Genomic DNA, 25,483 nt, shown 5'->3' with positions numbered 1-25,483 from the left:
CACCAGCCACAAAGAGCAGGGCAGCATGATCCGCCGCTACATCATCTGGCGGAACAAGCACGCCGCCGACGAACGCCTACGTCAGGTAGTCATCAGGGCGAACGTTGCCTGATGCGGCACTAGAAGAGGGCGTGCCTGTCACCGTCTGAGACGCGGAGTCGGCTCCGCCAGCACAATCCAGGCCGGCCGGCTGCTGGCGATGCCTGGTCTCGCATGATGGGGCGGGTTCAACTGATCAGGCCACCATCGCCACGATGACGGCTTCACCTGCTGCTCCGGCTAACCGGAACAACTCTGTCAGATCCTGCGTATCCGCCACTATCGTCTGAGCCCATTCGTCGTCGAAGGGGCGCTTGTAGCCCATCTCACGAGCTGCAACGGCGAGTTTGGGCCGCAACTGCTGCATCAAGGCCGCCGGTTCGGCGCGGGAGAGGAACTCGGTCGCCTTTGCGACCTCCTCTGGCGTGAGGACGCCGACCATGTGGTCCCCACCCAACCCGTCGGCGCCATCGACCGCGAGCCAGGCACCATAGGCATCGGGACCATCTCCAGCGCCAAGGCGAAGCAGCTCACCGATCAGCGCGCCGGTGTCTTCCGCACCGACAGTGATCCGAGCCGTGGTCTCCTGTTGGAAGCGGTCGTCGTGCCAGTACGGAACAAGCGTTCGCAGTTCTGCTGGTTCAAGGCCCTGTACGACCCCGGGGTCTACTCGCCGCCAGAACATGTCCACGCTCACCGGCAGATCATGTCGCTCGTCGTCGTAGTCGGCAACATCGAACCCCGCGTCCCTCTGGTGGGCCGGCAGCCGGCGATGTCCGGTCTCAGGACCTGCGTGACAGAACAGTCTCGGGACCTGCGTGACAGGTCCGGCTAGACCTGCCGTGAGGGTCTGTGCGGTGCTTGGCAGGCTGGAGTTGTGTCTGCGGAGTTGCATGGGTACTACTTCTGGATGTTTGACCTGGTTGCCGCGGACCAGGTTGTGCGACGCCGGGCGCTTGCTCGTCATCAGGCGTCGGTTGCGGCTGCGCGCGAGGGGCTGCGCGGATGGAACGCGCTGCGGGCCGTGGAGTTATGGCATGACAAGAGAACGATCCATGGGCCTGTTCGTGCGTTCCTGGACTCGGCCCCCGGCGATGACGTTACGGAGGCGTTGTGGGCACCGTTTGCGGTGCTGTACCTGCGGTGGGAGGCGGACTATCCGACCGAGTGGGGAGCGCCTGAGTCGTGGATGTGGTCCCCATGGGCAACCAAGGAGAGGCTTCTCCTGCGGTTCGAGCGCGGCGGTCTTCCGGAAGGTGCTCGGCCTCAGATAGCTGAGTTGATTCTCTCAGCGTTGGGGCGACCCTATCGGTGCAAGGACTGGATGTACGCCCGGCTGGTCCGACACCTTGACCCGTCGTTCCTCGACAGGGTCGCCGCGCTGACTACGGCGGACGACCCGTTGGTCCGGCTTCGGGCGCAGTTCGTCCTCCACGCGGCCGAGAGCCGCGAGCGGCGGATCACACGTGTCAGCTGGCAGCGTTGGCTGAGCGCCAGCGGATGACTCAGCGTTCTCGACTCCACCGTGCCACCGGCAAGTGTCACCGAGGTGCCGATACCGATCCGTCACGCAGGTCCCGAGACCGGACACCCGGCTGCCGGCAGCCGACTGCCGGCCGGCGTGGGAGGACTTTCTGTACGTCTATCAAGGCGGCCCTGAATGGGCCGCACGCGCCGCCGCCTGGGCGCGCGCCGGCCGCTGCCGCTGTCGCTCTGCGGCCGTCACGCCTGATGCCCGGCGGCTGGCGCGAAGAGCGGGGAGCCCGGGGGCCGCCGCAGACGGGATAGCGGGCAGAGTGGTGGAGGTTCGTCGCCGGCAGCCGGCCGCGCCGCGCCTGAGCAGCGCGACGCGGGGAAGGGCGCGCCGGGTCCGCGCGGCAAGCCCCAAGCATGGGGGCGGTGGCCGCGGAGGGCATGCTGGTCGTCCCGGAGCCGGCTCCGCAGCCGCTCAGGGTCAGGTCAACTGCTCACCTGGGAGGGGGAGGGGTGGCCGCCGGTGGCCAGCTTCGACCCCGGGAGCCGGGTCCGTGCCGGGCGAGGTTGGGTCAACTGCGCCACTGTGGCGGTGTCCGCCGGGGGCACGGTCCGTGACACGAGAGCCGACTCAGGCTGTTCCGGCAGCGTCCGTACGGCGTCAAGGTCCGCTTGACGTGGCGGGCCGGGCGGCGGCCCGCTTCCCAGGAGGGCGGATCGGCGGCAGACGGGGGGCTAGGTAGGGGCTTCCTGCTCACGCGAGGCTCGCTCAGGCGCTAGGCGGGTTTTGGCCGCGCCGCCAAACCTCACCTTGGACGGCATGACGCTCCGCCGCGTACCGCTCTTGCGTAGACCTGGCATCGCGGGCCGCAGCCGAGTCCTCCGGCGAGGAGTGCCGCTTCCGGTCTCGCCAGCCAATGAAGATGAACGCCGCGATCAGCAACGCGGCGAACGCCACGAGGGACACCACCACCGGCTTCATGCCATCGACGCTACGGCAAACGTGCCAGAAAGCGCCGTCGGCTTCAGTCCGGCGGGTGACTAGCTGAGTGACGATCGGTGCGGACGTCAGCGGACGAGCACGGACGATGGCGGACCGCGTTCCCAGGTCAAGCGCCACGGAACAGCAGGTCACGTGGCGTTGCTGGTTGCCTGGGGGGCAAGGAGTCATTTCCGGCGAGGCCGCAATCGGCGATCTGGTAGACCTCGAATGGCGTCGTCGCCGAGGGCCGAGCCGAACCGGCCTGCGTCGGCGTCCTTGTGGAGCCGCCCGCATGGGCACCTGTCGGTCCTGTCGGGGCTCCCGCTCATCAGATAGCCGCAAGCAACGCACTTGAACGCGAGTCGAGAACTCATCGTCCAGCCGGCGGCGCCGGTAGCAGCCGGTCCTCTACGGAGGTATTCCCACGCCGCCGCGCCAGTATGCCCGCTGGGCCGCGTCTGGGCCGTCTGGGCCGTCAAACGTCGACCAGTGATGACCAAAAACGACCGGCAGCACTCAGAAAAACAGCAGGTCAGCCATCATGTGGCGGTGGCTGACCTGGTGGGCGACGGACGAGTCGACCTGTACGCCGGATACTGCCCGGCGCCCCTAATCGCAGAGATAGCGCCTGCTCATGAATTCAAGAACGGTGCGTCAGTCTCCGATCTCCACCGTTACTGGTTGAGCGTCGGCGCTGCCAACGCACTAGCGCCAGGACGGCGAGCAGCAGCGGCACCGCGAGCGTGGCGTACAACCACGGTGGCGCGGCGAATGGGGACGGACGCGGCTCCGGGCCGCCGAACGCGGCCCGGTCCAGCAGGTCGCCAGGCACCACAAGGTCGCTGACACCGTTTGGAGTGGTCAGCAGCACCTGATCTCCGCCGCGGGCGGAGACCGCCGCGAGAGCGGTGTGCCGCTTCTCGTGGTCCGCCTCCGGCGACTGCCGCTTCACTACCGGGTCGCCGCTTCGCCAGGCGACCAGTTCTACTGCCGAGCCGGAGACCGGGATTGCGTCGCCGACTGGGCGGCCGGTGGCCGCGTCAAGGAACTCGATCCGCCAGGAGCGCCGGAGCATCTCGGCAGTGTCGGCGCAGCGGGTGGCGCAGCCGTCGTATGCCAGCAGAGCGATCCGTCGTCCGTCGGGGCTCCAGGCGCTCCGGCCAGCCAGCCGTCGCCGCTCGCCCAGCTCGACTTGCCAGCGCACCCCACCCCCGGAGGGGTCGGCCACCACCAGCCGTTCCCGCTCAGCGATCTGAGCGGCCGGGTCCGCCGGGCCCGCCACGGCGAGCAGTGACCCGTCGGGGGACCAAGTCGCCGCGCTGTGGCTGGCGAAGGTGCCGACCGGCAACACCCGTTCCACGCCACTCCATGGGTCGACGGTGAGGAGATCGTCCGGCTTCGTTGGGTCGTTGAGCTGCTGATTGTTCGGCCCGTACGTGATCACGGCCTCGTCGTTGTTGCGGGTGGCGAGCACCAGTTTTCCGTCCGGGGACCAGGCCAGGGGGTGCAGGCGCGGCTGGTGCGTAGGCCGTTCGTCGCCGGTGCGCAGGTCGACAAGGCTTCCGGTGCCGGGACGCAGGTACCACTGGCCGTCAGGGGAGAGCAGTCCATGCCCCTCGCCCACGCCGATTGGCAGCAGCCGGTAGCCGCCGTCCCGGCCGACCACGACCCCGGTGGACTCGAAATAGCGGGTGTGCGCGGTGAAAAAGAGCACCGAGGCCGGGCCGACTGGGTGCTGGCCGACGGTCGCCTGCCACAGCCACGGGTCTCGCACCCGGCTCGGGACGACCTCGGCGGGGGCCGCGTCGTGGTGTGCGGCGAGCCAGCCGGGCGCCTGCGCAGCGACTATGACAATGGCCGCCGCGGCGATGAAGGTCGCGACAGCCGGCGCTCGGCGTATCAACATTGCGCCATTAAACTGGATCCGGAGGGGCGGCGATGTCCTTGCCTCAGGCTGCAAGGCCACCACGAAGAGCTCACGGCACACCGATACCTCCCCCCGCGTGCCATTGGCGGGCGGGCAGTCCGCACCCAGTCCGCAAGAGGCCGACGGACGGCGGGGAGCGGTGTGAAATGTCGAGAGGCATTTTCGCTGCTAGAACCGCATGTGCCCATGTCGGCGCGGCGGGCAACTTGATCTCGTAATGCGTAGGTCGTGGTGACAGCAACGGCGACAGCAACCGAGGCGCGTCGAACCAGCCACAGACGGGACTCGGCCGTCACGACAGACGAGGTGGCGCGGCGACGATCATCGTTCGGTCTATGCCTCATAACCCGCGGTTTCGGGGTTCGAGTCCCTGGCGGCGCACCAGCAGTAACACCCTCAGGGCCGGTCGTTCAGACCGGCCCTGACTCCTTTTGGTGACCCCTACGTCAGGCATCGAACAGGTGACCGAGCTTGTCTCTGGTCGACCGCTGGGACTGCCGGGTCACCTCTACGTGGACGTAGATCATGGAGGCGCATTCAAGCCAGGCCGCGTCGAGGTCTGTCAGCTCTTCGATGCTTCGGCTGATGGTCAGCGCGCGACGCGTTCCGGTGGCGGCCCACGTCAGCTCCTACGGGATGGCCCCTCCGCCCGAGTCGCTGTTGCCTCTGGCTGTGGGTTCGCCTTCCGCCTCCTCGAAGAGCGTCTGGCGCAGTCGCCACCGGTGCCGGCGACTGATGAGGAACTCGGTGACAGCCGTCACCAGGCAGACCCCGGCAAGGCAGGCCAGGGCCTGCAGAGCGGGCAGCCAGGCGGTGACCGGCAGTAGGGCCAGCAGGAGTGCGGCGGCGGCGAGTCGGGGCCAGATGACGATGAGGATGCCGTGACCTAGCCGCCCGTGGAACGCGGCGTGGGCGAGCAGGAACAGGGCGACGCCGCCGTACATCGCGTACCGGCCGGTCCGGTCGAGCGGATCGCCGCGGTTGTACGAGTTGGCGGTCTCGATGAGGCCGGGCGTGTGTTTCAGTCCGAGGGAGAGCAGGATGATCCCCGCGATCATGGGTAGGTGCAGGTAGGTGTAGGCGTCCCGGGCGAGTCGTACCCGGCGGAGCGGGTCGGCGGTGCGCAGTGCGTGCTCTCCGACGAGCGCGGAGAGGTCGAAGTAGATCCATTCGAGGGAGCAGGCGATGACGGCGGCGAGCGCCGAGGCGATGAGGAAGCTTGCTGTGGCGTGCAGGTAGCTGCCGGTGACACCGATCGACACCAGCACCTCGCCCAAGGCCAGGATGATGATCAGGTTGTGTCGCTCGGTCCAGTGCCGGGCGGAGAAGATCTGCCGACGCACGGGCAGCGCCATCCCGGCGCCGTAGTCGATGCTGATGGCCAGTACCCACAGGGCTATCTGGCCGGCCAGCATTGTCGTGCTGCCGAGCTCGCCCAGCGGCAGCAACGCGGCGCTGAGCAGTAGGCCGATGGCGGCGAGCGCCGGCACGGTGAGCGACACGATCTCGTGGCCCCGCAGGCTCGGCGTGGCGTACCAGCGTAGTCCCAGGTACAGAAGCCGGACTGTGGCATAGCAGCCGACGAACCCGACAGGGGCTGCCACGCCGCCGGGAACATCCCTGAACGCGTCCAGCGTGACAGCCGCCAGCACGAACAACACCGGCGTTGTCGCCAGCAGGGTGAGCCTGGCCAGGCCGAAGTTTCCCCGTACCCGGTTGCTCAGCCAGGCGAAGAGCGACCACAACCACCAGAGCAGGGCCAGGACAAGCAGCCCGTGCACGACACCGAGCCCACCCTTGTCGTCGGTCATCAGCGTGGTGACCTGAATGAACGCGAAGACGAACACCACGTCGAAGAAGAGCTCTGCGGTGGAGACGCGAGAATGTTCGGAGATCCGCCAAATGCCTGGGCGCAACCTCTGGACCATGGAGGAGGCCTCCCGTGATCAGGCTGAGCTGGACCGCCGGCCACCCGCGTTGCATCAACGTCTCCTCGTCGCGGCAACCCGCTGTCCGGGGCTACCCTGGCCGACCCGCCGCAAACCGGTGGATCACTGCTCTGGATGTGGTTGGGCGACTCGGCGTGGCCTTGCCGGTCCGTACTCGCCTACCTGATGGTCTGGTCTCTCCGCACCCCTGTTCCTGCGATGGATCGGTGCGGAGGCTTGTGTGCGGAGCCGGCGTTGCCCGGCCGTGGTTGCGGGTACCCGGCACGGATGGCGGAGGTGCTTGAAGACGGGGACATCTACTTCCTCTACCGGCCACGGGTGGAGGAGGAGCACGTCGACTCGCTGGAGGAGGTGCAGCGGCTGCTGGTCGTGATGCACCCGTGGCGGGGACGACACCTGCGGCTGCTCGTGGTCGGGCGCAAGCGCCTGCCCGGAATCGACCAGCACGACCGCTTCTGGGCGTTCGTCGACGAGGTGGTGGACCGGCCCGAGCAGTTACACAAGGCCCTCCAGGCGCGCGCGTACCGGACAAAGACCCGCGGCGGACGGGAGCAGCCGCCGGCCCGGCCGGTGGCGGAGGGGGCGTACGTGATCGCCCGGCACGACGACCACACCCATCTGGCGTACGAACTCGAACTCCCGCTGCGCCTCGGAGCGCCGCAGCACGAGCTGAGCATCGAGCCGGAGGCGAGCTACATCATCACGGTGAAGAACCCGCAAGCACCCTCCCCGCCCAGGGTCGGACTGCGCGGGGACCAGAAGGTCAAACTGCCCGCTCAGCTACAGGGGAAGTTCCACGGCCGTCGTTTCGCCCCGCTCGACCCGCCGGACTTCCTCGACCATCCCGGGACCGAACTCGTCCTCGTCGGCGCGGCCCACGACGCCTCCGAGGAGCTACGGATCGACCTGGACGCGGAGGTCGAGCGGGCGGCGCGGAGCACGATCTTCGGGGACCTGCGGATCGGACGCCGGGATCGCCCGGTCGAGCCGCTTTTCGCAGGGGAGTGGGCCTAGTCTCGCGCCGGTACGGCGGTGTGGCGCGAGTGGGGCCGGGATGTCACGTAACCCGTGGCGGAGGGCGCGTCCAGAGCCGGTCCACGTCCCGCCCGCCCGCCCCGCCGTCGTCGTCGAGCACGCCCGCTCCACCGCGCACCGCGCGCCGTCCAGGGCAGCCCGTGGTGCCCGGCGTTGCCATAATCGGACCGTGTCGATCCCGAGACGGCGTCGGTGGTTCCATCCCGCGATAGTCGGCGCGGTCATCGCCGCGGTGGCCACGGTGGTCTCGGCGGCCATCCCGGTCGCGTTCGAGCTCACCCGCGACACCGGCAGCGGTGGTGGTGCGCCGTTGGTCCAGGGCACCCCGTCCGCCGTGCAGCCCCAGCCCACCACGCCGGCGGCCACCACCGGGCTCAGCCCGTCCCCGGCGCCCGGGACGAGTGGTCCGTCCGCCTGGCAGGCCGGCGAGGCCGAGGTGCGCTCGTTGACGGAGATGCCCGAGGTGGACGACTTCGACGGCTGGGAGCAGGAGCCGCGACTCGTGGCCGGCAAGCAGCGCGAGACCGTCCTCGTGGCGTCTCCGTGCTGGCTGAACGACAACTTCACGGCAACGTTCGTGGTCAGCCGGCAGTACGCGGTCCTCGAGGCGACCGTGGGGATCGCGGACGACTCCGCGAAGGCGCTGCCGCTCCGGTTCACCGTGCTGGTCGACGGCAAGGCGGTCTCCGCCGCCACGGTCGGCCTCGGGAAGACCCGCGCGGTCAGAGTGGACATCAGCGACGCGACACAGGTGTCCCTCCGGGTCAGCACCACCAGCGTCAACCAGTGCCACGGCGACGGCATCGGCGTCTGGATCGCCCCTCGGGTGCGTCGGTGAGCGGCGAAGCCCGCCGCACGCCGCCGGGCGCGGCTCTGCGTGGCTGACGGGGCAGCCAGCGTGCGCCGCTCGGGCCGGACGGGGGCCGTCGGCGAGCGGCGCCCGTGTGTCGGGTGCCGCTTCTGCATTTGACCATCGTCGATCGGCGTGGAGTAACTCGCCGACGTGCTCTCACGGAATTCCCATGTCAGGGAAGTGCGCCGAACTGCACGGACGAATTATGTGGCCGTCCCTCGTCGTCGGCGACCGGCGTCCCCGGGGCCCGGACCGACCGCACTGCCCGCCCGGACGCACCGGCGCCCCCGGTCGCCGCCCGAACCGTTGTGGGTGCGGCGCAGCCGGCAGCACCGACCGTCCGCAGTGGAGCCTTCTGCTGCTCGCGTAAACACCCCTGTTTGGGAGCGGCATTCCGCTCGGGAAGCGGATAGGGTCGACAGAGGATCATCTCCGCTGCGTTGCCCGGTCGACGGGTGAATTTGCCGGGGGAGCAATTTCCGAGGGAGAGAGGGCGAACATGATCCGGAAGCCGAATATGTCCGTGGACGCGCGGTACGTCCTGCCGTCGTTCGCTGAGCGGACGTCGTACGGCATGAAGGAGACCAACCCGTACAGCAAGATGTTCGAGGACCGGATCATCTTCCTCGGCACACCGGTCGACGACGCCGCGGCCAACGACGTGATGGCGCAGCTCATCACGTTGGAGGCGACGGATCCCGAGCGGGACATCACCATGTACATCAACTCGCCCGGCGGCTCGTTCACCGCCATGACGGCGATCAACGACACCATGCGCTACGTCCGCCCGGACGTGCAGACCGTCTGCCTGGGACAGGCGGCGTCCTCCGCCGCGATCCTGCTGGCGGCGGGCACCCCGGGCAAGCGGATGGCGCTTCCGCACTCGCGGATCCTGATCCACCAGCCCGCCATCGAGGGCGTCCAGGGTCAGGGCACCGACCTGGAGATCCAGGCCCGGGAGATCATGCGGATGCGCACCCAGATGGAGGAGATGCTGGCCCAGTACTCCGGCCGCCCCCAGGCGGAGGTCTCCCGCGACATCGAGCGGAACAAGATCCTCACGGCCGACGACGCGGTGGCCTACGGGCTGGTCGACACGATCCTGCGCAGCCGGAAGAAGAGCGCGGCGGCGATGGCGGCCAGCTGAGCTGACCCGTCCGGGGTCGACGGCGCCACCGGCCCGTCGACCCCGCCCGGTCAGTCCGGCCGCCGGCCCTGCGTCGCCGGCTCTGTCCGGTCAGTCCCGCTCGTGCAGCGTCGGCCCCCGGGCCAGTCCCGCGCCGGTCGCGTCGACCGTCCCGGTCAGTCCCGCGCGGTCGCGCCGGCCCTGTCCGGGGTGGGCGGCGGGTCGCCCAGCGCGGGCAGCAGGTCCCCCGCGAGGTGCGGCTGGTAGCCCCCGCTCGCGGTCCACCCGCCGTCGAAGCGCACGGTGGTGGCGGTCAGGTAGCGCAGCTCGTCCGCGGCCAGTGCCCGGATCAGCTCCGCCACCTCGGCCGGTTCCGCCAGCCGGCGCTGCGGGGTGCCCCGCACGATGGTCTCCTCGTCGAGGAGGTTCCGGTGGATGCCGTCCATCACCAGCGGCGTCCGGACGTAGCCCGGGCTGACCGCGATGACCCGGATGTTCTGCGCGGCCCACTCCACCCCGAGCACCTCGGTCAGCATGGCGACGCCGGCCTTCGAGGAGCAGTACGCGGCCCCCTCCACCATCGCCAGATGTGCCGCCACGGAGGCGATGTTGACGACCAGCCCGCCGGCCCGCCGCAACGCCGGGAACATCGCCCGGCAGCAGTAGTACGTCCCGGTCAGGTTGACCCCGATGACCCGCTCCCACGCCGCCGGCGCCAGTTCGCTGGCGAACCCGCGCCCGCCGATGCCGGCGCTGTTGACCAGCAGGTCGGCCCGCTCGACCTCGGCCGCCGCCGCGGCCACCTGGCCGTAGTCGCGTACGTCGACCTGCCGCCCCGTCACGCCGTCCGCGTCGCACGGTCGACGGTCCCAGCCGACCACGCGCCACCCGTCGTCGACCAGCCGCCGCGCCACGGCTGCGCCGATCCCGCTGGCCGCGCCGGTGACCACGGCCAGCCGCTGCCCACTACCGTGCAACCTGCCCTCCCTGGGTTGTGCGACGTTCAGTTCGGGGGCAGCCGCAGTCGGGCGATGCGCCGTTCGCCGTCCAGGGCGCGCATCGCCCTGGCCAGCGTGGCGACGTGCAGTTCGTCCTCGCCGCGTTCGAGCATGGTCTCCGCCGTCACGCCGATCGCCTTGGCCTCCGCCATCAGCGCCTGCGCGGCCAGCACGCATCCCCGCACGTCGAAGTGGCCGCTGTCCCGGGCCGGATTGAGACGGGCGACCAGGTCGACGATGCGCAGGTAGCGGTCCACCAGCTCCTGCTCGGCGCGGGTCAGCGCGGGAAGCTCTCGTTCCGTCATGGACTCACCCTGTCACCCCGGGTCCGGTGCTGCCAGCCGCCGAGCACCTCGCGGCTGGCGTGGGCGACCTCGTCGAGGACGGCCTGGAACGCCGCGAGCACCGGGTCGTCGACGGCACCCGGTGCCGGTGGGCCGGCGGGGTGGGCGGCGGTGTCGGCGCCGGGCAGCGCGGCGAAGTCCGGTCGCAGGCCCTGCACCCACAGCGCCGCGGCGAGCCGGGCCAGCGCCGCCAGCCCGTCGGGGCGCCCCTCCGAGGCGCTCACGACGACGTGCCGCTGGCCGTGCAACGTGTCGCGGACGAAGGCGGCGAGGCTGCCGTGGCCGACCTGCACGAAGACCCGGGTGCCCTCGTCGTGGAGGCGCTGCACCAGTTCCCGGAAGCGGACCGGCGAGACCAGGTGCCGGACCAGGAGCCGACCCAGCGCCGGCTCGTCGTCCGGGTAGCGGTCCACCGTGGTCGCCGACCAGACCGGCACCGTCGCGGCCCGCAGCGGGACGGCCCGGAGGATGGCGGCCACCGGGTCGAGGTAGGGCGCCAGCATCGGGCTGTGGAAGCCGGACCGGAACGGCAGCACCGTCCGGGGCACCGAGGGGTCGGCGATCCGGGCGAACGCGGTGTGGATCGCCGCGTCGGTGCCGCAGAGCACCGTCTGCCGGGGACTGTTGTCGTGGGAGATGACCACGTCGGCCACCCCGTCGATGAGCCGTCTCGCCTCGACCGCCGGACAGCCCACCACCGCGAACGCCACGTCGGGCAGCTGGTAGGCGTCCGGCCCCATCCGCCGGGCGAACTCGTCGAACGCCTCCGCCGCCCACCTGCCGGCGGAGAACAGGGCGCTCCACTCGCCGGCGCTGTGGCCGGCGACGAGATCGGGCCGGATGCCCATCCGCCGCAGCGCGCCGTCCAGCAGGCGCCCGGTGTGCAGCAGGTCCCACGTCCGGCCGCCCACCGTCCCGGTGCGGTCCGGCTGGTAGCCGGGCAGGCCGAACGCCCCGGCCACGTCGTCGAGCGGTGGCCGGTCGTGCGCGGACAGGCCCGGGAAGAGGAACGCCACCCGGCCGGGGCGGCCCGGCCGCAGCACCGGATCGGTGGTGTACCAGAGGTCGGCCGGGCCGGCCCACGACCGTTCCCGCAGCACGAGTTCCTGGGCGAGGGCGAGCCGGTCCGGGGTCGGGGTCAGCAGGGCCAGCCGGCACGGCAGGCCGGGGTCGTCCGGCTCCCCCGGGCGGCGCGTGCCCCGGGCCACCGCCCGGAGCCGGTCCGCGAGTTCCGCCGGGGAGGACGCCGCCAGTCGCAGGACGGCCGGTCCCGACCGGCGGGGGTACGGCGACCGGGCCGGCTCAGTCATCGAACCCGGCGGGCCGGAACGGGGCCGGGTCGCCGGCCATGTACAGCACCTGGTGCGCGTCCCGCGGGCCTTCGGCGATCTCGCGCATCAGCGCCTCGACGCCCGCGTCCGGGTCGATCACCGCGATGCCGCGGCGCGCGTACTCCCGTTCCAGCTCGGCCGAGACCATGCCGCCGCCGGCGGCGGCCCACGGGCCCCACGCCACGGCGAGGGTGCGGCCGGTGAAGCGGTCGGCGGCGGCCAGCGCCAGGGTGTCCAGCGCGTCGTTCGCGGCCGCGTAGTCGGCCTGCCCCCGGTTGCCGAACACGCCGGAGACGCTGGAGAAGAAGAGCAGCAGGCGCAGGTCCGGCTTCAGCGCGTCCAGCAGGACCCGGGCGCTGCGCACCTTGGCGTCGTAGACGGCGGTAAAGGCGGCCTGGTCCTTGTCCCGGATGAGCCGGTCGTCGAGCGTCCCGGCGCCGTGCACGACGACGTCGATCCGGCCGTGCCGGCGGTAGACCTCGTCGACGGTGGCGGCCAGGCGGGCGTCGTCGCGGATGTCGAACCGGTGGTACCGCACGGACGCGGCGTGCGCCTCGAGCCGGTCGAGGACGGCACGCAGCTCGCGCCCGGCGAGCAGGGCCCGCAACCGGCGCTCCACCTCGGCCGGCGTGCGGGTGATGCCGGCCGCGAGGAGGGCGCGGCGCAGCTCGGCCGGGTCCGTCAGGCCGGCCGTGGCGGCGTCCTCCGCGGCCTCCGGCGGGGCGGTACGCCCGACGATCTCCAGGTGGCAGCCGTACCGCTCGGCGAGCGCCACCGCCGTCCGGGCGGTGATGCCCCGCCCGCCGCCGGTGACCAGCACCACCGAGTCGGAGTCCAGGTCCAGCGCCTCGGACCCGGCGGGGAGGTCCTGCCGGACGTAGCGGCGGGTCACCCGGGATCCGTCGGGCAGGCCGACCACCCCCCGGGGCGTCCCACCGGCCACCTCGTCGACGATCCGTTCGGCGACCGCCTCCGCGCCGCCCTGGGGGTCCACGTCCAGCAGGCGGACCCGGGTCTCCGGATACTCGTGGGCCACGGTGCGGACCAGCCCGGCGAAGCCGATCCCGGCCAGCGCGGCGTGCTGCCCGGCCGGGGCGGTCTCCGAGTCGAGGGGCGCGAAGTGACCTCCCATCGTGGTGACCACGGTGATGTCCGGCACCCCCGCGGTGAGCAGCGCGCGGAGCCGGTCGTAGGCCGCCGGCAGGGCCGGCTCGCCGGCGGCGTCCGTCACCGGCAGCAGGATCGCCAGGTCGAGCTCACCCGGCGGGGTCGCGGCGTCGGCCGTGGAGACCCCGGAACGGGCCAACCGGCGGCGCAGCGCGTCCGCCAGGTCGGGCGCGCCGCCGGCGACCGCCGCGACGCGTCCGGAGAGGTCGGCGGCGGCGCGGGACGGCGCGGGCAGCGGCTGGAGGGTGGGGACGTACCGGTCCGGCGTCCGGCCCGGGGCGGGCCCGGTGGGGGTCCCGGCGTCCGGTGTGGAGCGTCCGGCCGTCTCCGGGTCGTGGGTGGTTCGGCCGGCCGTCCGGGTGTCGGCCGGCCCCGGGACGTCGCCCGGTGTCGCGGCCGGGCCGGTCGCCGCCGGATCGAGCGGGGGAAGCAGCGCCACCAGGTCGGCGATCGTACGGGCGCCGACGAGAGTCGACACGCGCGTCTCCGGTCGCGGCACCGCCAACCGGCGCAGCAGCGTCTCGGCCAGCTCCGTCCGCTTGATCGAGTCGATGCCGAGGTCGGCTTCCAGGTCGATGGTGGGGGCGAGCATCTGCGCGGGATAGCCCGTCCGCTCGCTCAACAGGTCGACGGCGAGGCCGAGGACGGTGGTCGGGCCGGCGTCGGCCACCTCGGCGGGGGCGGGCTCGGTGGACGCCGCCGCGGCGAGCGGCGTCGGGTCCGGTGCGGACCGTCGCGGCCGGGGCTCCCGGTCCAGGTAGCCGAGCACGATCTCGCGCTGGGCGTCGACCAGCTCCCGGCTGTTGCGCAGGAACTCCAGCACCGCCGTCTCGCGCGGATCCCCGCTGCCGGTGCTGTCCGCCGCCGCCAGCCGGGGCGCCTCGTCGGCGGGGCGCAGGCCGTTCGGCACCGGCTTGCCGTCCGGGCCCCGCACCAGGTGCCCGTCGACCGTCCACCCGGTGGCTGCGGGGGCGGCGGCCGAGGTGGCCCGTGGGCCGGCGAAGAGGCGGGCCGGGTCCACCGGCACCCCCGCGACGGCCAGCTCCGCCAGGGCGTGCAGCAGGCGGGGCAACCCCGGTTCGTTCGGCACGTCGCAGCTGACCGCCCGGTGCGGCCGGTCGCCGAGGATCCGGCCGATCATCCGGCTGAGCACCCGTCCGGGCCCCACCTCGACGAAGACCCGGGCCCCGGCGGTGTACATGTCCTCGACCTGGGTCAGGAACCGCACCGGGGCGGCGAGCTGCCCGGCGAGGAGCCGGCGGATCTCGTCCGGTGCGTCCGGATAACGCTGGCCGGAGGCGTTCGCCCAGACCGGCCGCTGTGGCGGCTGCACCGGGCAGTCGGCGAGGACGGCGGCGAACTCCTCGGTGGCGTCGGCCATCGCCGGGCTGTGGAAGGCGCAGGAGACGCCGAGCGTGGTGGCGGACCGGCCCTGGGCGCGCAGCCCGGTCACCGCGGTCGCCACCGCCGCCTCGGGGCCGGCGATCACCACCTGCTCCGGGGCGTTGTGGTTGGCGATCACCACGGCGTCGTCGAGGCTGGCCCCGGCGAGGGCGGCGGCGACCTCGTCGGCGCTCGCGGCGACGGCCGCCATGGCTCCGCCCCGCCCGCCGGCCGCGTGCATCGCGGCGGCCCGGGCGGCGGTCAGCCGCAGCAGGTCCGGGCGGGACAGGGCACCGGCGGCGTGCAGGGCGACGAGTTCGCCGTAGCTGTGCCCGCCGAGCAGGTCGGGCCGGACCCCGAGGGAGCCGAGCAGCTCCAGCAGGGCCAGCTCGGCGACCCCGAGGGCGGGTTGGGCGTGGCGCGTGTCGGCGAGCGTGGCCGCCCGGGCCGCCGCCGTCGCCTCGTCGAACGAGGTGGGCGGGAACATCACCGCGGCCAGCGCCGGGTCGTCGTACAGGTCGGTCCGCATGGCGGGGAAGGCCGCGAAGAGGTCGGCCAGCATGCCGGGGCGTTGGCTGCCCTGCCCGGGGAAGACCAGCGCCACGACGGGCGGCTCCGCCGGGCCGGGGTCGGCCAGGTAGACCCCGGCCCCGGGGTCGGCGGTGCCCGTGGCGGCCAGCCGCAACCGTTCCCGCAGCTCGTCGAGGCTGCCGGCCACGACGGCGGCCCGGACCGGCCGGCCGTCGTCGCGGGTGCGGCCGAACCACTCCAGCGCGAGGGCGTGCAGCGCCCCGTCCCCGGGCGGCGCGTCGGCGGCCAGGGCGGACAGGGCCCGCGCCGCCTCCCCGGTCGACTGCTCGTCGGTCGCGCGGAGCAGGAAGAGCTCGGCCGGCCAGCGTTCCCACGCCTGGTCGGGGTCGGCGGTGCTGGGGTGGGCCCGGACCACGGCGTGGAAGTTGGTGCCGCCGAAGCCGAAGGCGCTGACGCCGGCGGCGCGGCGGGCCGGGGGAGCGAGCCAGGGTCGGGCCGCGCCGTCGAAGGCGAACGGGCTGGCCGTGGCGTCCCAGTAGGAGTTGGGCCGGGTCAGGTGCCCGGTCGGCGGGCGGACCCCGGTCTGTACCGCCCGGACGGCCTTGATCAGGCCCGCCATGCCGGCGGCGCACTTGGTGTGCCCGATCAGCGACTTGACCGAGCCCAGCGAGCAGGTGCCCGGCCCGGCCCCGTCGGCGGCGAACACCTCGGACAGGGCGGACAGTTCGGTGCGGTCACCGACGACGGTGCCCGTGCCGTGCGCCTCGACCAGGCCGATCTCCCCGGGCGCGACGCCCGCCGCCCGCAGGGCCCGCTCGACCGCGTGCCGCTGGCCCTGCGCCCGGGGGGCGGTGAGGCCCATGCCGCGGCCGTCGCTGGCGCCGCCCACGCCGGCGATCACCGCGTGGATCCGGTCGCCGTCGCGTTCCGCGTCGGCCAGCCGCTTGAGCACGAGACAGGCGACGCCCTCGCTGATGACGATGCCGTCGGCGGACTGGTCGAAGGTGCGGCACCGCCCGGTGGGCGACAGTGCCTGCACCGAACCGAACAGCAGGTAGTCGTGCACCGCGTTGTGCACGTCCACCGCGCCGCACAGCACCATGTCGCTCGTGCCGACGGCCAGCTCCTTGCAGGCCAGGTCGACCGCAGCCAGCGAGGAGGCGCAGGCCGCGTCGACGGTGTAGTTGACCCCGCCCAGGTCGAGCCGGTTGGCGATGCGGCCCGCGATGACGTTGCCCAGGATGCCGGGGAAGGAGTCCTCGGTCAGGCGGGGCAGGTGGGCGTCGAGCGCGGCGGGCGGCTCGGCGAAGTACGTCGGCAGCAGCGCCCGCATCCCGTACGCCGTCGCGAGGTCGGCGCCGGGCTCGGCCCCGAAGATCACCGAGGTCTGCGCCCGGGGGAAGGGGCGGTCGGCGTAACCGGCGTCGGCCAGTGCCCGCTCGGCGACGACCAGGGCGAGCAGTTGCGCGGGATCGATGCTCCCGAGTGCGGCGGGCGGTACGCCGTGGGCCACCGGGTCGAACGGCACGGGTGCCAGGAAGCCGCCCCAACGGGACGGGCTCTTCTCTCCCGGGCGGGGATCGTCCGCCGAGTAGTAGCGGTCCGCGTCCCACCGTCCGGGGTCGACCTCCACCACGGCGTCGGTGCCGGCGACGACGTTGGCCCAGAAGGAGGCCGCGTCGGAGGCACCGGGAAACGCGCAGGCCATGCCCACGATCGCGATGTCCATGGAATGCCCGGATCCTTTCCTCATCCCGTCCCCGTCCCGCGCCCGGTCCCACTCGTGACGGGCGGACGCGCGGTCGTACTCGAAAAGGGCACGTCGGCGGCGACGTCCGTGAATGCGCATAGCGTTGCGACGGACGTTTATGGGCTGTGGCCAGTGGCGCTGCGGCGATCTGCCGCGGTGGCTTCGCACGGGCGGCGCTGACGGTCTGGTGCCAGTTATAAAGACGCGAACCCCGAGTCGGGGTTCGGAGGTCGGCACAAGCAAGATCGGTTGGTGCCTGCCTGCCTCCGAATGATCTCGTTCGATTTGCAAGCGTTTCCTCGATCCTTGCATACCGGCTGGTATGTGTCCACCCGTGATCGAATGCTCACCCGAACCGCCAGTTTTTGGCAGACGATGCCCGGTTTGCATGCATTTCTAGGGTGCTCGGGCGTGGAACTTCCGCGGTCCGCAGGCCGCGCGGCGGGCGTCCTGGGCTGAGTCCGTGATCAGTGTCACTCGATCCCGTGGAACTGCAGCTAGCCGCGATAATGCGCGGCGGCCAAGGGATCGTTAATTGCCGGATCCGTCCGCGCTAATGCGTACGTCGGTGACCCCGAACTTATTGGTGGGGATTGACTCCGTCCGGGCTCCATGATGTGCTTCCCGAGTCCCGACGGGGTTGGCGGAAATGCGCCGGAGTGCTCCCGGGTGGTCGACCGGGAGGTCGGGACGCCGGTGTCGTGCCCGCCGTGGCGGCGACACCGCTGGGGTAGGGAGAACGCGGGGGAACGGGGACATCCAAGTGCTGATCCGGCCTGTCGACCGGGTGTGTGAGCACCGCGACCGTGGGCGGCGGACGACCGCCTGCCGCGGTGCGTCGAGCGCCCGCTCGCCGGGGCGGCGCCGGCGCGGCTGAGCTGGCCGCCGCGGGCGGATCGTCAGGCCGGGTAAGGGTCGCCCCGTGCCGGGTGCGGCGTTCGAACCATGTCACGGGGGGAACCAGTGGATCTTGGATTGGACGGTCGGCGGGCGCTCGTCACCGGATCGTCGTCCGGCATCGGAGCGCGGATCGCCGAGATGCTCGCCGACGAGGGAGTGACGGTCGTCGTGCACGGGCGCTCCGTGCCCGCCGCGGAGTCCGTGGCCCAGGGCATCCGGGCCCGGGGCGGCGCCGCGGAACCGATCGTGGCGGACCTGCTCGACGCCGACGGCCCGCACCGGCTGGCGGTCGCGGCCGAGCGCTACCTCGGCGGCGTCGACATCCTGGTCAACTGCGCCGCCACCGGCCTGGACCGGCCGTGGGACGACACCACGGACGAGGACTGGCGGCGCCTGCACGAGCTCAACGTGGTGGCGCCGGCCCGTCTCGCCCAGGCGCTGGTCCCCGGCATGCGTCGCCGGGGCTGGGGCCGGCTGATCCAGATCGCCAGCGGCGCCGCCACCCAGCCGCAGGTCGGCTCGGTGGCGTACTCGACGACCAAGGCGGGACTGGTCAACCTCACGACGGGGCTGGCCCGGGCGTTGGACCGCACCGGCATCACCGTCAACACCGTCAGTCCCGGCATCGTCGTCACCCCCCGGGTCGAGGCGTACGTCCGCGGTCTCGCCGCCGACCAGGGCTGGGGCACCGACTGGTCCGACATCGAGCAACGCGTCCTCGCCAGGTCGATCGACAACCCCACCGGCCGGCTCGGCACGCCCGACGACGTGGCGGCGCTGGTCGTCTTCCTCGCCAGCCCCCTCGCGGGCTTCGTCAACGGGGCCAACCACCGCGTCGACGGCGGCGCGGTCGCCGTCGTCAACTGAGTCTCCGCGGAAGGATCAATGGTGACTGTCCACTACTCGGCGGACCGACGACCACGGTGGTTCCTCTTCCCGGACACCCCGGAGGCGCCGGTGGCGTTGTACTGCCTGCCGCACTCGGGGGCGGGGGCGACCGCCTACCGGGCCTGGATCCCGGCCGCGGCGCCGGGCATCGCGGTACGCCCCCTGCAGCCGCCCGGCCGGGAGAGCCGGATCGACGAGCCGCCCGTCTTCGACGTCGCCGAGGTCGCCGACGTGCTGGCCGACGAGACCCGGCCGTACGCGCTGTACGGCCACAGCTTCGGCGCCCTCCTCGGGCACGCCGTCGTGGCGGAACTCCAGCGCCGCGGCGCCCCGCTGCCCCGGCGGCTCGTCGTCGGCGGGTCCCGCCCCCCGGACGACCTCCCGGAACTCGCCCGCCGGCTGCTCGGCCTCGACGACGAGGAGTTCCTGCGCGAGGTCGTCCGGATGGGCGGCACCCCGGCCGAGATCCTGGACCACCCGGCGCTGGCCGCCCTGCTCGTCCCGGTGCTGCGGGCCGACTTCGGCTGGATCGACCGCTACGCCGACGCCGCGCACGGCCCGGTCGACGTGCCGATCCTCGGCTTCGCGGGCACCGAGGACCCGATCGCCACGGCCGAGGCGATGGCCGGGTGGCAGCGGATGACCTCCCGCGGGTACCGCGGCCACAGCGTGCGCGGCGACCACTTCTTCCACATCACCGACCCCGCCGGGGTGGTGCGGGCCATCGCCGCCGACCTGGCGGCCGATTCCCGGTAGCGCCCCGGTGCAACTCGACGGGCCCGGCAGCGGGCGACGAGGTCCCCGGTCTCTTTGTCCGGAACGGAGCGGCACATGACAGACTGCCTGATCGTCGGTTTCAACGACGTCGACTTCGCCAGCTACGTCAGCGACGTGCGCCTCATGGGGGCCGACTCCGGCGCCTTCCGCGACCTGCGCCTGGCGTACATCGACCTCGACGGGCGACCGCTGCGCGCGCTGGACGCGCTGAGTCACCTGCGCGAGAGCCCGCCGGGCGCGCCGAAGCCGTACTTCCACAACGCGGACTTCCTCTGGCCGGTGGTCACCGTGCTGGGCAGCTTCCTGGCCCGCCGGGGGTTGAGCGTCGACTTCGTCAACCTGTTCCAGCACGAGCGGGAGCAGTTGCGGGAGAAGTTGGACGGCGACGTCCGCCTCGTGGCGATCACCACGACCCTGTACGTCTCGCCGCAGCCGATCATCGAGATCGTCGAGTTCGTCCGCCGACACAACCCGAAGGTGTCCATCGTGGTCGGCGGGCCGTTCATCACCAACCAGGTGGCCGCGCTCAAGCGCCCCGACCTGGACGCGATGATGGACTACCTCGGCGCCGACTACTACGTCACCGGCCGGGAGGGCGAGCTGACCCTGGCCCGGCTGGCGCTGGCGCTGCGCTCCGGCACCGACCCCGGGGACGTGCCGAACCTGGCCTACCGCTCGGACGGCGACTTCGTCCACACCCGCACCGAGATCGAGTCGAACCCGCTGCACGAACTGGTCGACTACCAGGTCTTCGGCCCCGACGCGTTCAACGAGTTCGTCACCACCCGGACGGCGAAGTCCTGCCCGTTCTCCTGCGCCTTCTGCGGCTTCCCCCAGCGGGCCGGCAAGTACACCTACCTCGACGTGACGCACGTCGAGCGGGAGCTGGACAACATCCGCAAGCTGCCGTCGGTCAACACCGTGACGTTCATCGACGACACCTTCAACGTCCCCAAGAACCGGTTCCGGGACATCCTCCGGATGATGATCGACAAGGACTACGGGTTCAAGTGGAACTGCTTCTACCGCAGTGACCACGGCGACCGCGCGACCATCGAGCTGATGAAGGAAGCCGGCTGCGAGGGCGTCTTCCTGGGCATCGAGTCGGGCAGCGACGTGCTGCTCAAGCAGATGAACAAGACCGCCCGCCGGGCGGACTACATCGACGCGCTCGGGGCCTTCAACGAACACGGCATCTCGACGTACGCCTCGCTGATCGTCGGCTTCCCCGGCGAGACGGAGGAGACCGTCGCCGAGACCGTGGACCTGCTCGACCAGGGCCGGCCGGACTACTTCCGGGCCCAGCTGTGGTACTGCGACCCGGTCACCCCGATCTACCAGCGCCGGGACGAGCTGGGCATCAAGGGCGAGGCGTTCAACTGGAGCCACCAGACGATGGACTGGTCCACCGCCGCCCAGATCATCGACGACCTCTTCGTCGACGTGACCAGCTCCGTCTGGCTGCCGCAGTTCGGGTTCGAGCAGTGGAGCACCTTCTACCTCCAGCGCAAGGGGATGTCCGGCGCGCAGGTCAAGGACTTCGTCCGCGCCTTCAACGGCGTCCTGGCCGACCAGCTGCGCCACTCCGGCGGCAGCGCCGCCCAGCCGGAGCTGCTCGACCGGTTGCGCCGGGCGAGCCAGTTCGAGGCGGTGAACCCGCCTGGCCCGGCGCCGTCGTCGGTGAGCTGACCGTCCCGCCCGTCCCAGCAGAAAGCGGTACCGTGCGCCGAACACCTTCCGACGCGGTCCGGGCCCGGCTGGCCAGCCGGCTGGCGGCCGGGGCCGAACTCCTCGCCAACGACACGACGGCCGACCCCCTGCCCGACGACGCGGCGACCACCGAAGGCCCACGGCTGTTCGCGGCCGACGGAAACCCGTCGGACCCGGACGCCCCGGCCCCGGTCTCCTTCGCGCAGCGCCGCCTGTGGTTCCTGCACCAGTTCCAACCGGACAGCCCGGCCTACCACGTGCCGGCGGTGCTGCGACTGACCGGACCGCTGTCCGTGGACGCCCTGCGGGACGCCCTGGACCGGCTGGTGGCGCACCATCCCGCACTGCGCACGGTGTTCGACGACGTCGACGGCGAACCGGTGCAGCGGACGGTCGACGTGCCCGCCGTCCGGCTCGACATGACCGACCTGACCGACCTGCCTTCCGCGCAGCGGGAGGAGCGCGTGCGCGAGGCGGTCGCCGCCGAGCGGCAGCCCCCGTTCGACCTGCGGCGCGGGCCGCTCATGCGGACCCGGCTGTTCCAGCTCGGTGAGGACGACCACCGGCTCTTCCTCGACCTGCACCACATCGTCGTCGACGGCTGGTCGCTCAGCGTCCTGGTCAACGACCTGGTCCGCTACTACGCGGCGGGGACCGGGCACGGCACCGAGCCCGCCCGGCCGCCCGTCGACCCGGCCGGGCACGCCCGCTGGCAGCACCACCGCGTCGGCGCCGGTGAGCTCGACGACCAGCTGGCCTGGTGGGAGCGGCGGCTCGCCGGCGCCTCGGCGACGGAACTGGCGCCCGACCGGGTACGCCCCGCCGTGCTGGGCTGGCGGGGCGGCCGGCGGAACGTACGCTTCGACGCCGAGCTGACCGACCTGGTCCGCGCCGCCGCCCGCCGGCACGCCGCCTCGCCGTACATGGTGCTCCTGGCCGGATTCGTCGCGCTGCTGCACCGGCAGACCGGGCAGTCGGACGTCGTGCTCGGCACGCCAATCGCCGGCCGGGACCGGGTGGAGTTGGAGCCGCTGGTCAGCCTGCTGGTGAACACCGTCGTGCTGCGCACCGACGCCTCCGGCGACCCCACCTTCGCCGAGCTGGTGGCCCGGGTGCGCGACGTCGTGCTGGACGCCCAGACGCACCACGAGGCCCCGTTCGAGCTGCTCGTGGAGCGGCTGCGCCCCGTCCGGGACCCGGCCCGCCACCCGCTGTTCCAGATCGTCTTCGCGATGAAGAACCTCCCCCCGTTCGAGCGCCTGCACGTCGGTCCGCTGACGGTGGAGCTGCTCGACATGGTCGGCGAGGTCTCCAAGTTCGACCTCTCCGTGATGGCCTTCGAGGGCGACACGCACATCGACTGCGAGTTCGAGTTCAGCACCGAGCTGTTCGACGACGACCGCATCGCGCAACTGATGGCGCAGTACCGGGCGATCCTCGGCTCGCTCTGCGCGCGCCCGGACCGGCGGCTGTCGGCGGCGGCGCTGCTGGACCCGGCGGAGGAGGACCGGATCGTGCGCCGCTGGAGCGGGCAGGTCCGCGAATACCCGACCGGGCCGGTGCACCACCTGGTCGCGCGGTGGGCCCGGACGGCGCCGGACGCCCCCGCCGTGCGGGCCGACGGCAGGACGCTGACGTACGGGGAGCTGGACCGCCGCGCCGACGCCCTCGCCGCCCGGCTGCGGGCCGTCGGCGCGGGGCCCGGCCGGCCGGTGGCCGTCTGCCTGGACCGGGGAGCGGAGCTGGTGACCGCGTTCCTCGCCGTGCTCAAGGCGGGCGCGGCGTACGTGCCGCTCGACCCCGGCTACCCGCCGGACCGGCTCGCCTTCACGCTGGCCGACAGCCTGGCCTGCGCGGTGCTGACCAGCGAGGACCTGATCGGCAGGTTCGCGGCGGCGCGGACGGCGGTGCTCGACGTCGCCGCCGCCACCGCTGTCTCCGCCGACGCTGCTGGCGAGGCCGCCGCCGGGGCCGGCGGGGTGGCCGCGCCCGCGGAGCCGGACCCACGGGAGATCGCGTACGTCATCTACACCTCCGGCTCCAGCGGGCGCCCCAAGGGCGTCGAGGTCACCCACGGCGGCCTGGCCAACCTGGTGCACTGGCACCTCGACGCCTACCGGGTCGGGCCGCAGGACCGGGCCACCCTCGTCGCCAGCCCCGGCTTCGACGCCTGCACCTGGGAACTGTGGGCGGCGCTGGCCGGTGGCGCGGCGCTGCACGTGCCGCCCGAGCCGGTCCGGGTCGCACCGGACCGGCTGGCGCGCTGGCTGGTCGACGAGGCGATCACCGTGACCTTCCTGCCCACCACGGTCGCCGAGGCGGTGCTCGCGGAGGAGGCCGTGACCGGCTCGGCGCTGCGGCTGCTGCTCACCGGTGGCGACGCGCTGACCCGTACGCCCCCGCCCGCGCTGCGCGCCCGGCTGGTCAACCACTACGGCCCGACGGAGAACACCGTGGTGGCCACGGCCGACCCGGTGCCCCCGCAGGACGGGCCGGTGGTGCACGCGCCGCCGATCGGCCGCGCCATCGCCAACGTCACCACCTACGTGCTGGACGGGGCTGGGCGACCGGTGCCGGTCGGCGTGCCCGGGGAACTGTGCCTCGGCGGGCTCCAGGTGGTCCGGGGCTACCTGCGGGACCCCCGCCGCACCGCGGAACGCTTCGTCCCGGACCCCTTCGGGGCCACGCCCGGCGCCCGGATGTACCGCACCGGCGACCTCGTCCGCTGGCTGCCCGACGGTCGGCTGGACTTCCTCGGGCGGCTCGACAGCCAGCTCAAGGTGCGCGGCTTCCGGGTCGAGCCGAGCGAGATCGAGGCGGTGCTGGTGACCCACCCCGCCGTCCGGGAGGCCGCCGTCGTGGTCCGCGGCGACCACCCGGACCGCCGGGACCTCGCCGCCCTGCTCGTCCTCGAGGACGGGCCGGCGCCGACGTACGAGGAGGTGCGGGCCGTGGCCCGGCGGCACCTGCCGGGCTACATGGTGCCGGCGGTCCTCGCCGCGGTGGACGCCCTGCCCGTGACCACCAACGGCAAGCTCGACCGGGACCGGCTGTCCTGGCGGGACGGCCGGCCGCTGCGCCAGGAAGCCACGGCGGAGCCGCCGATCGGCGCCACCGAGCGCGCGGTCGCGGAGGTGTGGGCCCTCGTGCTCGACGTTCCGCCGTTGGGCCGCACCGACAACTTCTTCGACCTCGGGGGCCACTCGTTCCTCGCCCTGCGCGCCCGCCAGCAGCTCGCCGAGCGGCTCGGCGTCGAACTGAACGTGGTCGACCTGTTCCAGTTCCCGACCGTGGCCGCGCTCGCGGCCCACCTGGACCGGATCCGCGCCACACCGGAACCGGCCGCCGGGGAGCAGGACCCGGGGTCACCGGCCAGCCGCGCGCAGCTCCGCCGGGCGGCGGTGCGCGGTGGCGCCCTGGCACGTCGTCGACAGGCGCACGAACAGCGCCGCCTCGCGGAAGGGACGGACCGATGAGCGAGTTGCCTGCGCACCTCGACGACCAGTTCGACAACGCCCTGGCGGTGGTCGGGATGGCGGGTCGTTTCCCGGGAGCGTCGAGCGTCGCGGAGTTCTGGCGGAACGTGTGTGCCGGGGTGGAGTCGGTGACGTTCTTCTCGCCGGAGGAGTTGGCGGCGGCGGGGGTGCCGGAGTCGGTGTATTCGCATCCGTCGTATGTGCCGGCGAAGGCGCGGTTGGACGGCGTGGAGTTGTTCGACGCGGAGTTCTTCGGCTTCAGCGCGCACGAGGCGGAGATGACGGATCCGCAGCACCGGTTGTTCCTGGAGTGTGCGTGGGAGGCGTTGGAGGACGCGGCGTACGACCCGGCGCGTTTCCCGGGCCGCATCGGCGTCTACGCGGGCAGCTCCGTCAATTCCTATCTGCTCCGGGCGGTCGCGGCGGACCCGACGCTGATCTCCGACATGAGCGCGCTCATGGCGAACGAGAAGGACTTCCTGGCCACCCGCGTGGCGTACAAGTTCGACCTCCGCGGCCCCGCGATGACGATCCAGTCGGCGTGCTCGACCTCGCTGGTCGCGATCCACCAGGCGTGCCAGGCGCTGCTGGCGGGGGAGTGCGACATGGCGCTGGCCGGCGGCGTCGGCGTCCGGGCCGAGGAGGCGGAGGGGTACCGCCACCAGGACGGCATGGCCCTCTCCCCGGACGGGCACTGCCGGGCCTTCGACCGGGCCGCCGCCGGCACCGTCAACGGCAGTGGACTGGCCGTCGTGGTGTTGCGGCGGTTGGTGGATGCGGTGGCGGCGGGGGATGTGGTGCATGCGGTGGTGCGGGGTTCGGCGGTGAACAACGACGGTGGTGG

17 protein-coding genes are annotated in these 25,483 nt (G+C 72.5%); 9 read left to right on the top strand and 8 right to left on the bottom strand.

Annotated elements, in window-relative coordinates; translation table 11 throughout:
• Nucleotides 1-235 precede the first annotated feature (235 nt).
• Nucleotides 236-736 carry a hypothetical protein gene (locus ACZ6O2_RS34130; protein ID WP_466025877.1) on the bottom strand — a complete coding sequence of 167 codons (501 nt, stop codon included), beginning with the start codon at nt 734-736 and terminating at the stop codon, nt 236-238.
• A 213-nt stretch (nt 737-949) separates the two neighbouring features.
• Between ACZ6O2_RS34130 and ACZ6O2_RS34125 the strand changes: the two genes are divergently transcribed.
• On the top strand, nt 950-1,543 hold the full coding sequence (locus tag ACZ6O2_RS34125) for a hypothetical protein (protein WP_350702793.1): 594 nt from the start codon (nt 950-952) through the stop codon (nt 1,541-1,543).
• A gap of 738 nt (nt 1,544-2,281) precedes the next feature.
• Here the strand turns inward: ACZ6O2_RS34125 and ACZ6O2_RS34120 are convergent.
• The 3 genes from ACZ6O2_RS34120 to ACZ6O2_RS34110 all read right to left on the bottom strand — a co-directional run bounded on the left by ACZ6O2_RS34120 (nt 2,282) and on the right by ACZ6O2_RS34110 (nt 6,337).
• Nucleotides 2,282-2,494, bottom strand: a complete 213-nt coding sequence (locus ACZ6O2_RS34120; protein ID WP_350702791.1) for a hypothetical protein — start codon at nt 2,492-2,494, stop codon at nt 2,282-2,284.
• 640 nt (nt 2,495-3,134) lie between these two features.
• Complete coding sequence (locus tag ACZ6O2_RS34115; protein WP_466025876.1) at nt 3,135-4,481, bottom strand: TolB family protein; 1,347 nt, start codon at nt 4,479-4,481, stop codon at nt 3,135-3,137.
• Between the two features lie 569 nt (nt 4,482-5,050).
• Nucleotides 5,051-6,337 carry a low temperature requirement protein A gene (locus tag ACZ6O2_RS34110; protein ID WP_466025875.1) on the bottom strand — a complete coding sequence of 429 codons (1,287 nt, stop codon included), beginning with the start codon at nt 6,335-6,337 and terminating at the stop codon, nt 5,051-5,053.
• Between the two features lie 300 nt (nt 6,338-6,637).
• Between ACZ6O2_RS34110 and ACZ6O2_RS34105 the strand changes: the two genes are divergently transcribed.
• The 3 genes from ACZ6O2_RS34105 (at nt 6,638) to ACZ6O2_RS34095 (ending at nt 9,405) form a co-directional block, all read left to right on the top strand.
• Nucleotides 6,638-7,384, top strand: coding sequence for a hypothetical protein (locus tag ACZ6O2_RS34105; protein WP_466025874.1), 747 nt, complete (start codon nt 6,638-6,640; stop codon nt 7,382-7,384).
• Between the two features lie 190 nt (nt 7,385-7,574).
• Nucleotides 7,575-8,243 (top strand): NPCBM/NEW2 domain-containing protein, encoded by a 669-nt coding sequence (locus ACZ6O2_RS34100; protein ID WP_466025873.1) that lies wholly within the window; start codon nt 7,575-7,577, stop codon nt 8,241-8,243.
• Between the two features lie 514 nt (nt 8,244-8,757).
• Complete coding sequence (locus ACZ6O2_RS34095) at nt 8,758-9,405, top strand: ATP-dependent Clp protease proteolytic subunit (RefSeq protein ID WP_466025872.1); 648 nt, start codon at nt 8,758-8,760, stop codon at nt 9,403-9,405.
• 155 nt (nt 9,406-9,560) lie between these two features.
• Here the strand turns inward: ACZ6O2_RS34095 and ACZ6O2_RS34090 are convergent, their stop codons facing one another.
• Genes ACZ6O2_RS34090 through ACZ6O2_RS34075 form a run of 4 tightly spaced genes read right to left on the bottom strand, consistent with a single transcriptional unit; the run spans nt 9,561 to nt 16,867 of the window.
• Entirely contained in the window at nt 9,561-10,361 is an 801-nt protein-coding gene (locus ACZ6O2_RS34090) for an SDR family NAD(P)-dependent oxidoreductase (protein ID WP_466025871.1), read from the bottom strand.
• 26 nt (nt 10,362-10,387) lie between these two features.
• Complete coding sequence (locus tag ACZ6O2_RS34085) at nt 10,388-10,687, bottom strand: hypothetical protein (RefSeq protein ID WP_350702778.1); 300 nt, start codon at nt 10,685-10,687, stop codon at nt 10,388-10,390.
• A complete protein-coding gene (locus ACZ6O2_RS34080) occupies nt 10,684-12,036 on the bottom strand; it encodes an acyltransferase domain-containing protein (protein WP_466025870.1) in 1,353 nt (450 codons plus the stop codon). Before ACZ6O2_RS34080 ends, ACZ6O2_RS34085 begins: the two co-directional genes overlap by 4 nt.
• Nucleotides 12,029-16,867, bottom strand: a complete 4,839-nt coding sequence (locus tag ACZ6O2_RS34075) for an SDR family NAD(P)-dependent oxidoreductase (RefSeq protein ID WP_466025869.1) — start codon at nt 16,865-16,867, stop codon at nt 12,029-12,031. The genes ACZ6O2_RS34080 and ACZ6O2_RS34075 overlap by 8 nt, the downstream gene beginning before the upstream one ends.
• Before the next feature lie 984 nt (nt 16,868-17,851).
• Between ACZ6O2_RS34075 and ACZ6O2_RS34070 the strand changes: the two genes are divergently transcribed.
• The 5 genes from ACZ6O2_RS34070 to ACZ6O2_RS34050 form a co-directional block, all read left to right on the top strand.
• Nucleotides 17,852-18,655: an SDR family NAD(P)-dependent oxidoreductase gene (locus tag ACZ6O2_RS34070; RefSeq protein ID WP_350702772.1), complete on the top strand. Its 804-nt coding sequence runs from the start codon at nt 17,852-17,854 to the stop codon at nt 18,653-18,655.
• 21 nt (nt 18,656-18,676) lie between these two features.
• Nucleotides 18,677-19,432 (top strand): thioesterase II family protein, encoded by a 756-nt coding sequence (locus tag ACZ6O2_RS34065; protein ID WP_466025868.1) that lies wholly within the window; start codon nt 18,677-18,679, stop codon nt 19,430-19,432.
• 75 nt (nt 19,433-19,507) lie between these two features.
• Nucleotides 19,508-21,142 carry a PhpK family radical SAM P-methyltransferase gene (locus tag ACZ6O2_RS34060; protein ID WP_350702769.1) on the top strand — a complete coding sequence of 545 codons (1,635 nt, stop codon included), beginning with the start codon at nt 19,508-19,510 and terminating at the stop codon, nt 21,140-21,142.
• A gap of 32 nt (nt 21,143-21,174) precedes the next feature.
• A complete protein-coding gene (locus ACZ6O2_RS34055; protein WP_466025867.1) occupies nt 21,175-24,639 on the top strand; it encodes a non-ribosomal peptide synthetase in 3,465 nt (1,154 codons plus the stop codon).
• Nucleotides 24,636-25,483, top strand: an 848-nt coding sequence (locus ACZ6O2_RS34050; RefSeq protein ID WP_466025866.1) for a beta-ketoacyl synthase N-terminal-like domain-containing protein, incomplete at its 3' end; no start/stop codon positions are given. The genes ACZ6O2_RS34055 and ACZ6O2_RS34050, both read left to right, overlap by 4 nt.

This window comes from Micromonospora sp. NPDC048040, assembly GCF_055587185.1.
This window is presented reverse-complemented; position numbering and strand designations above follow the sequence as displayed.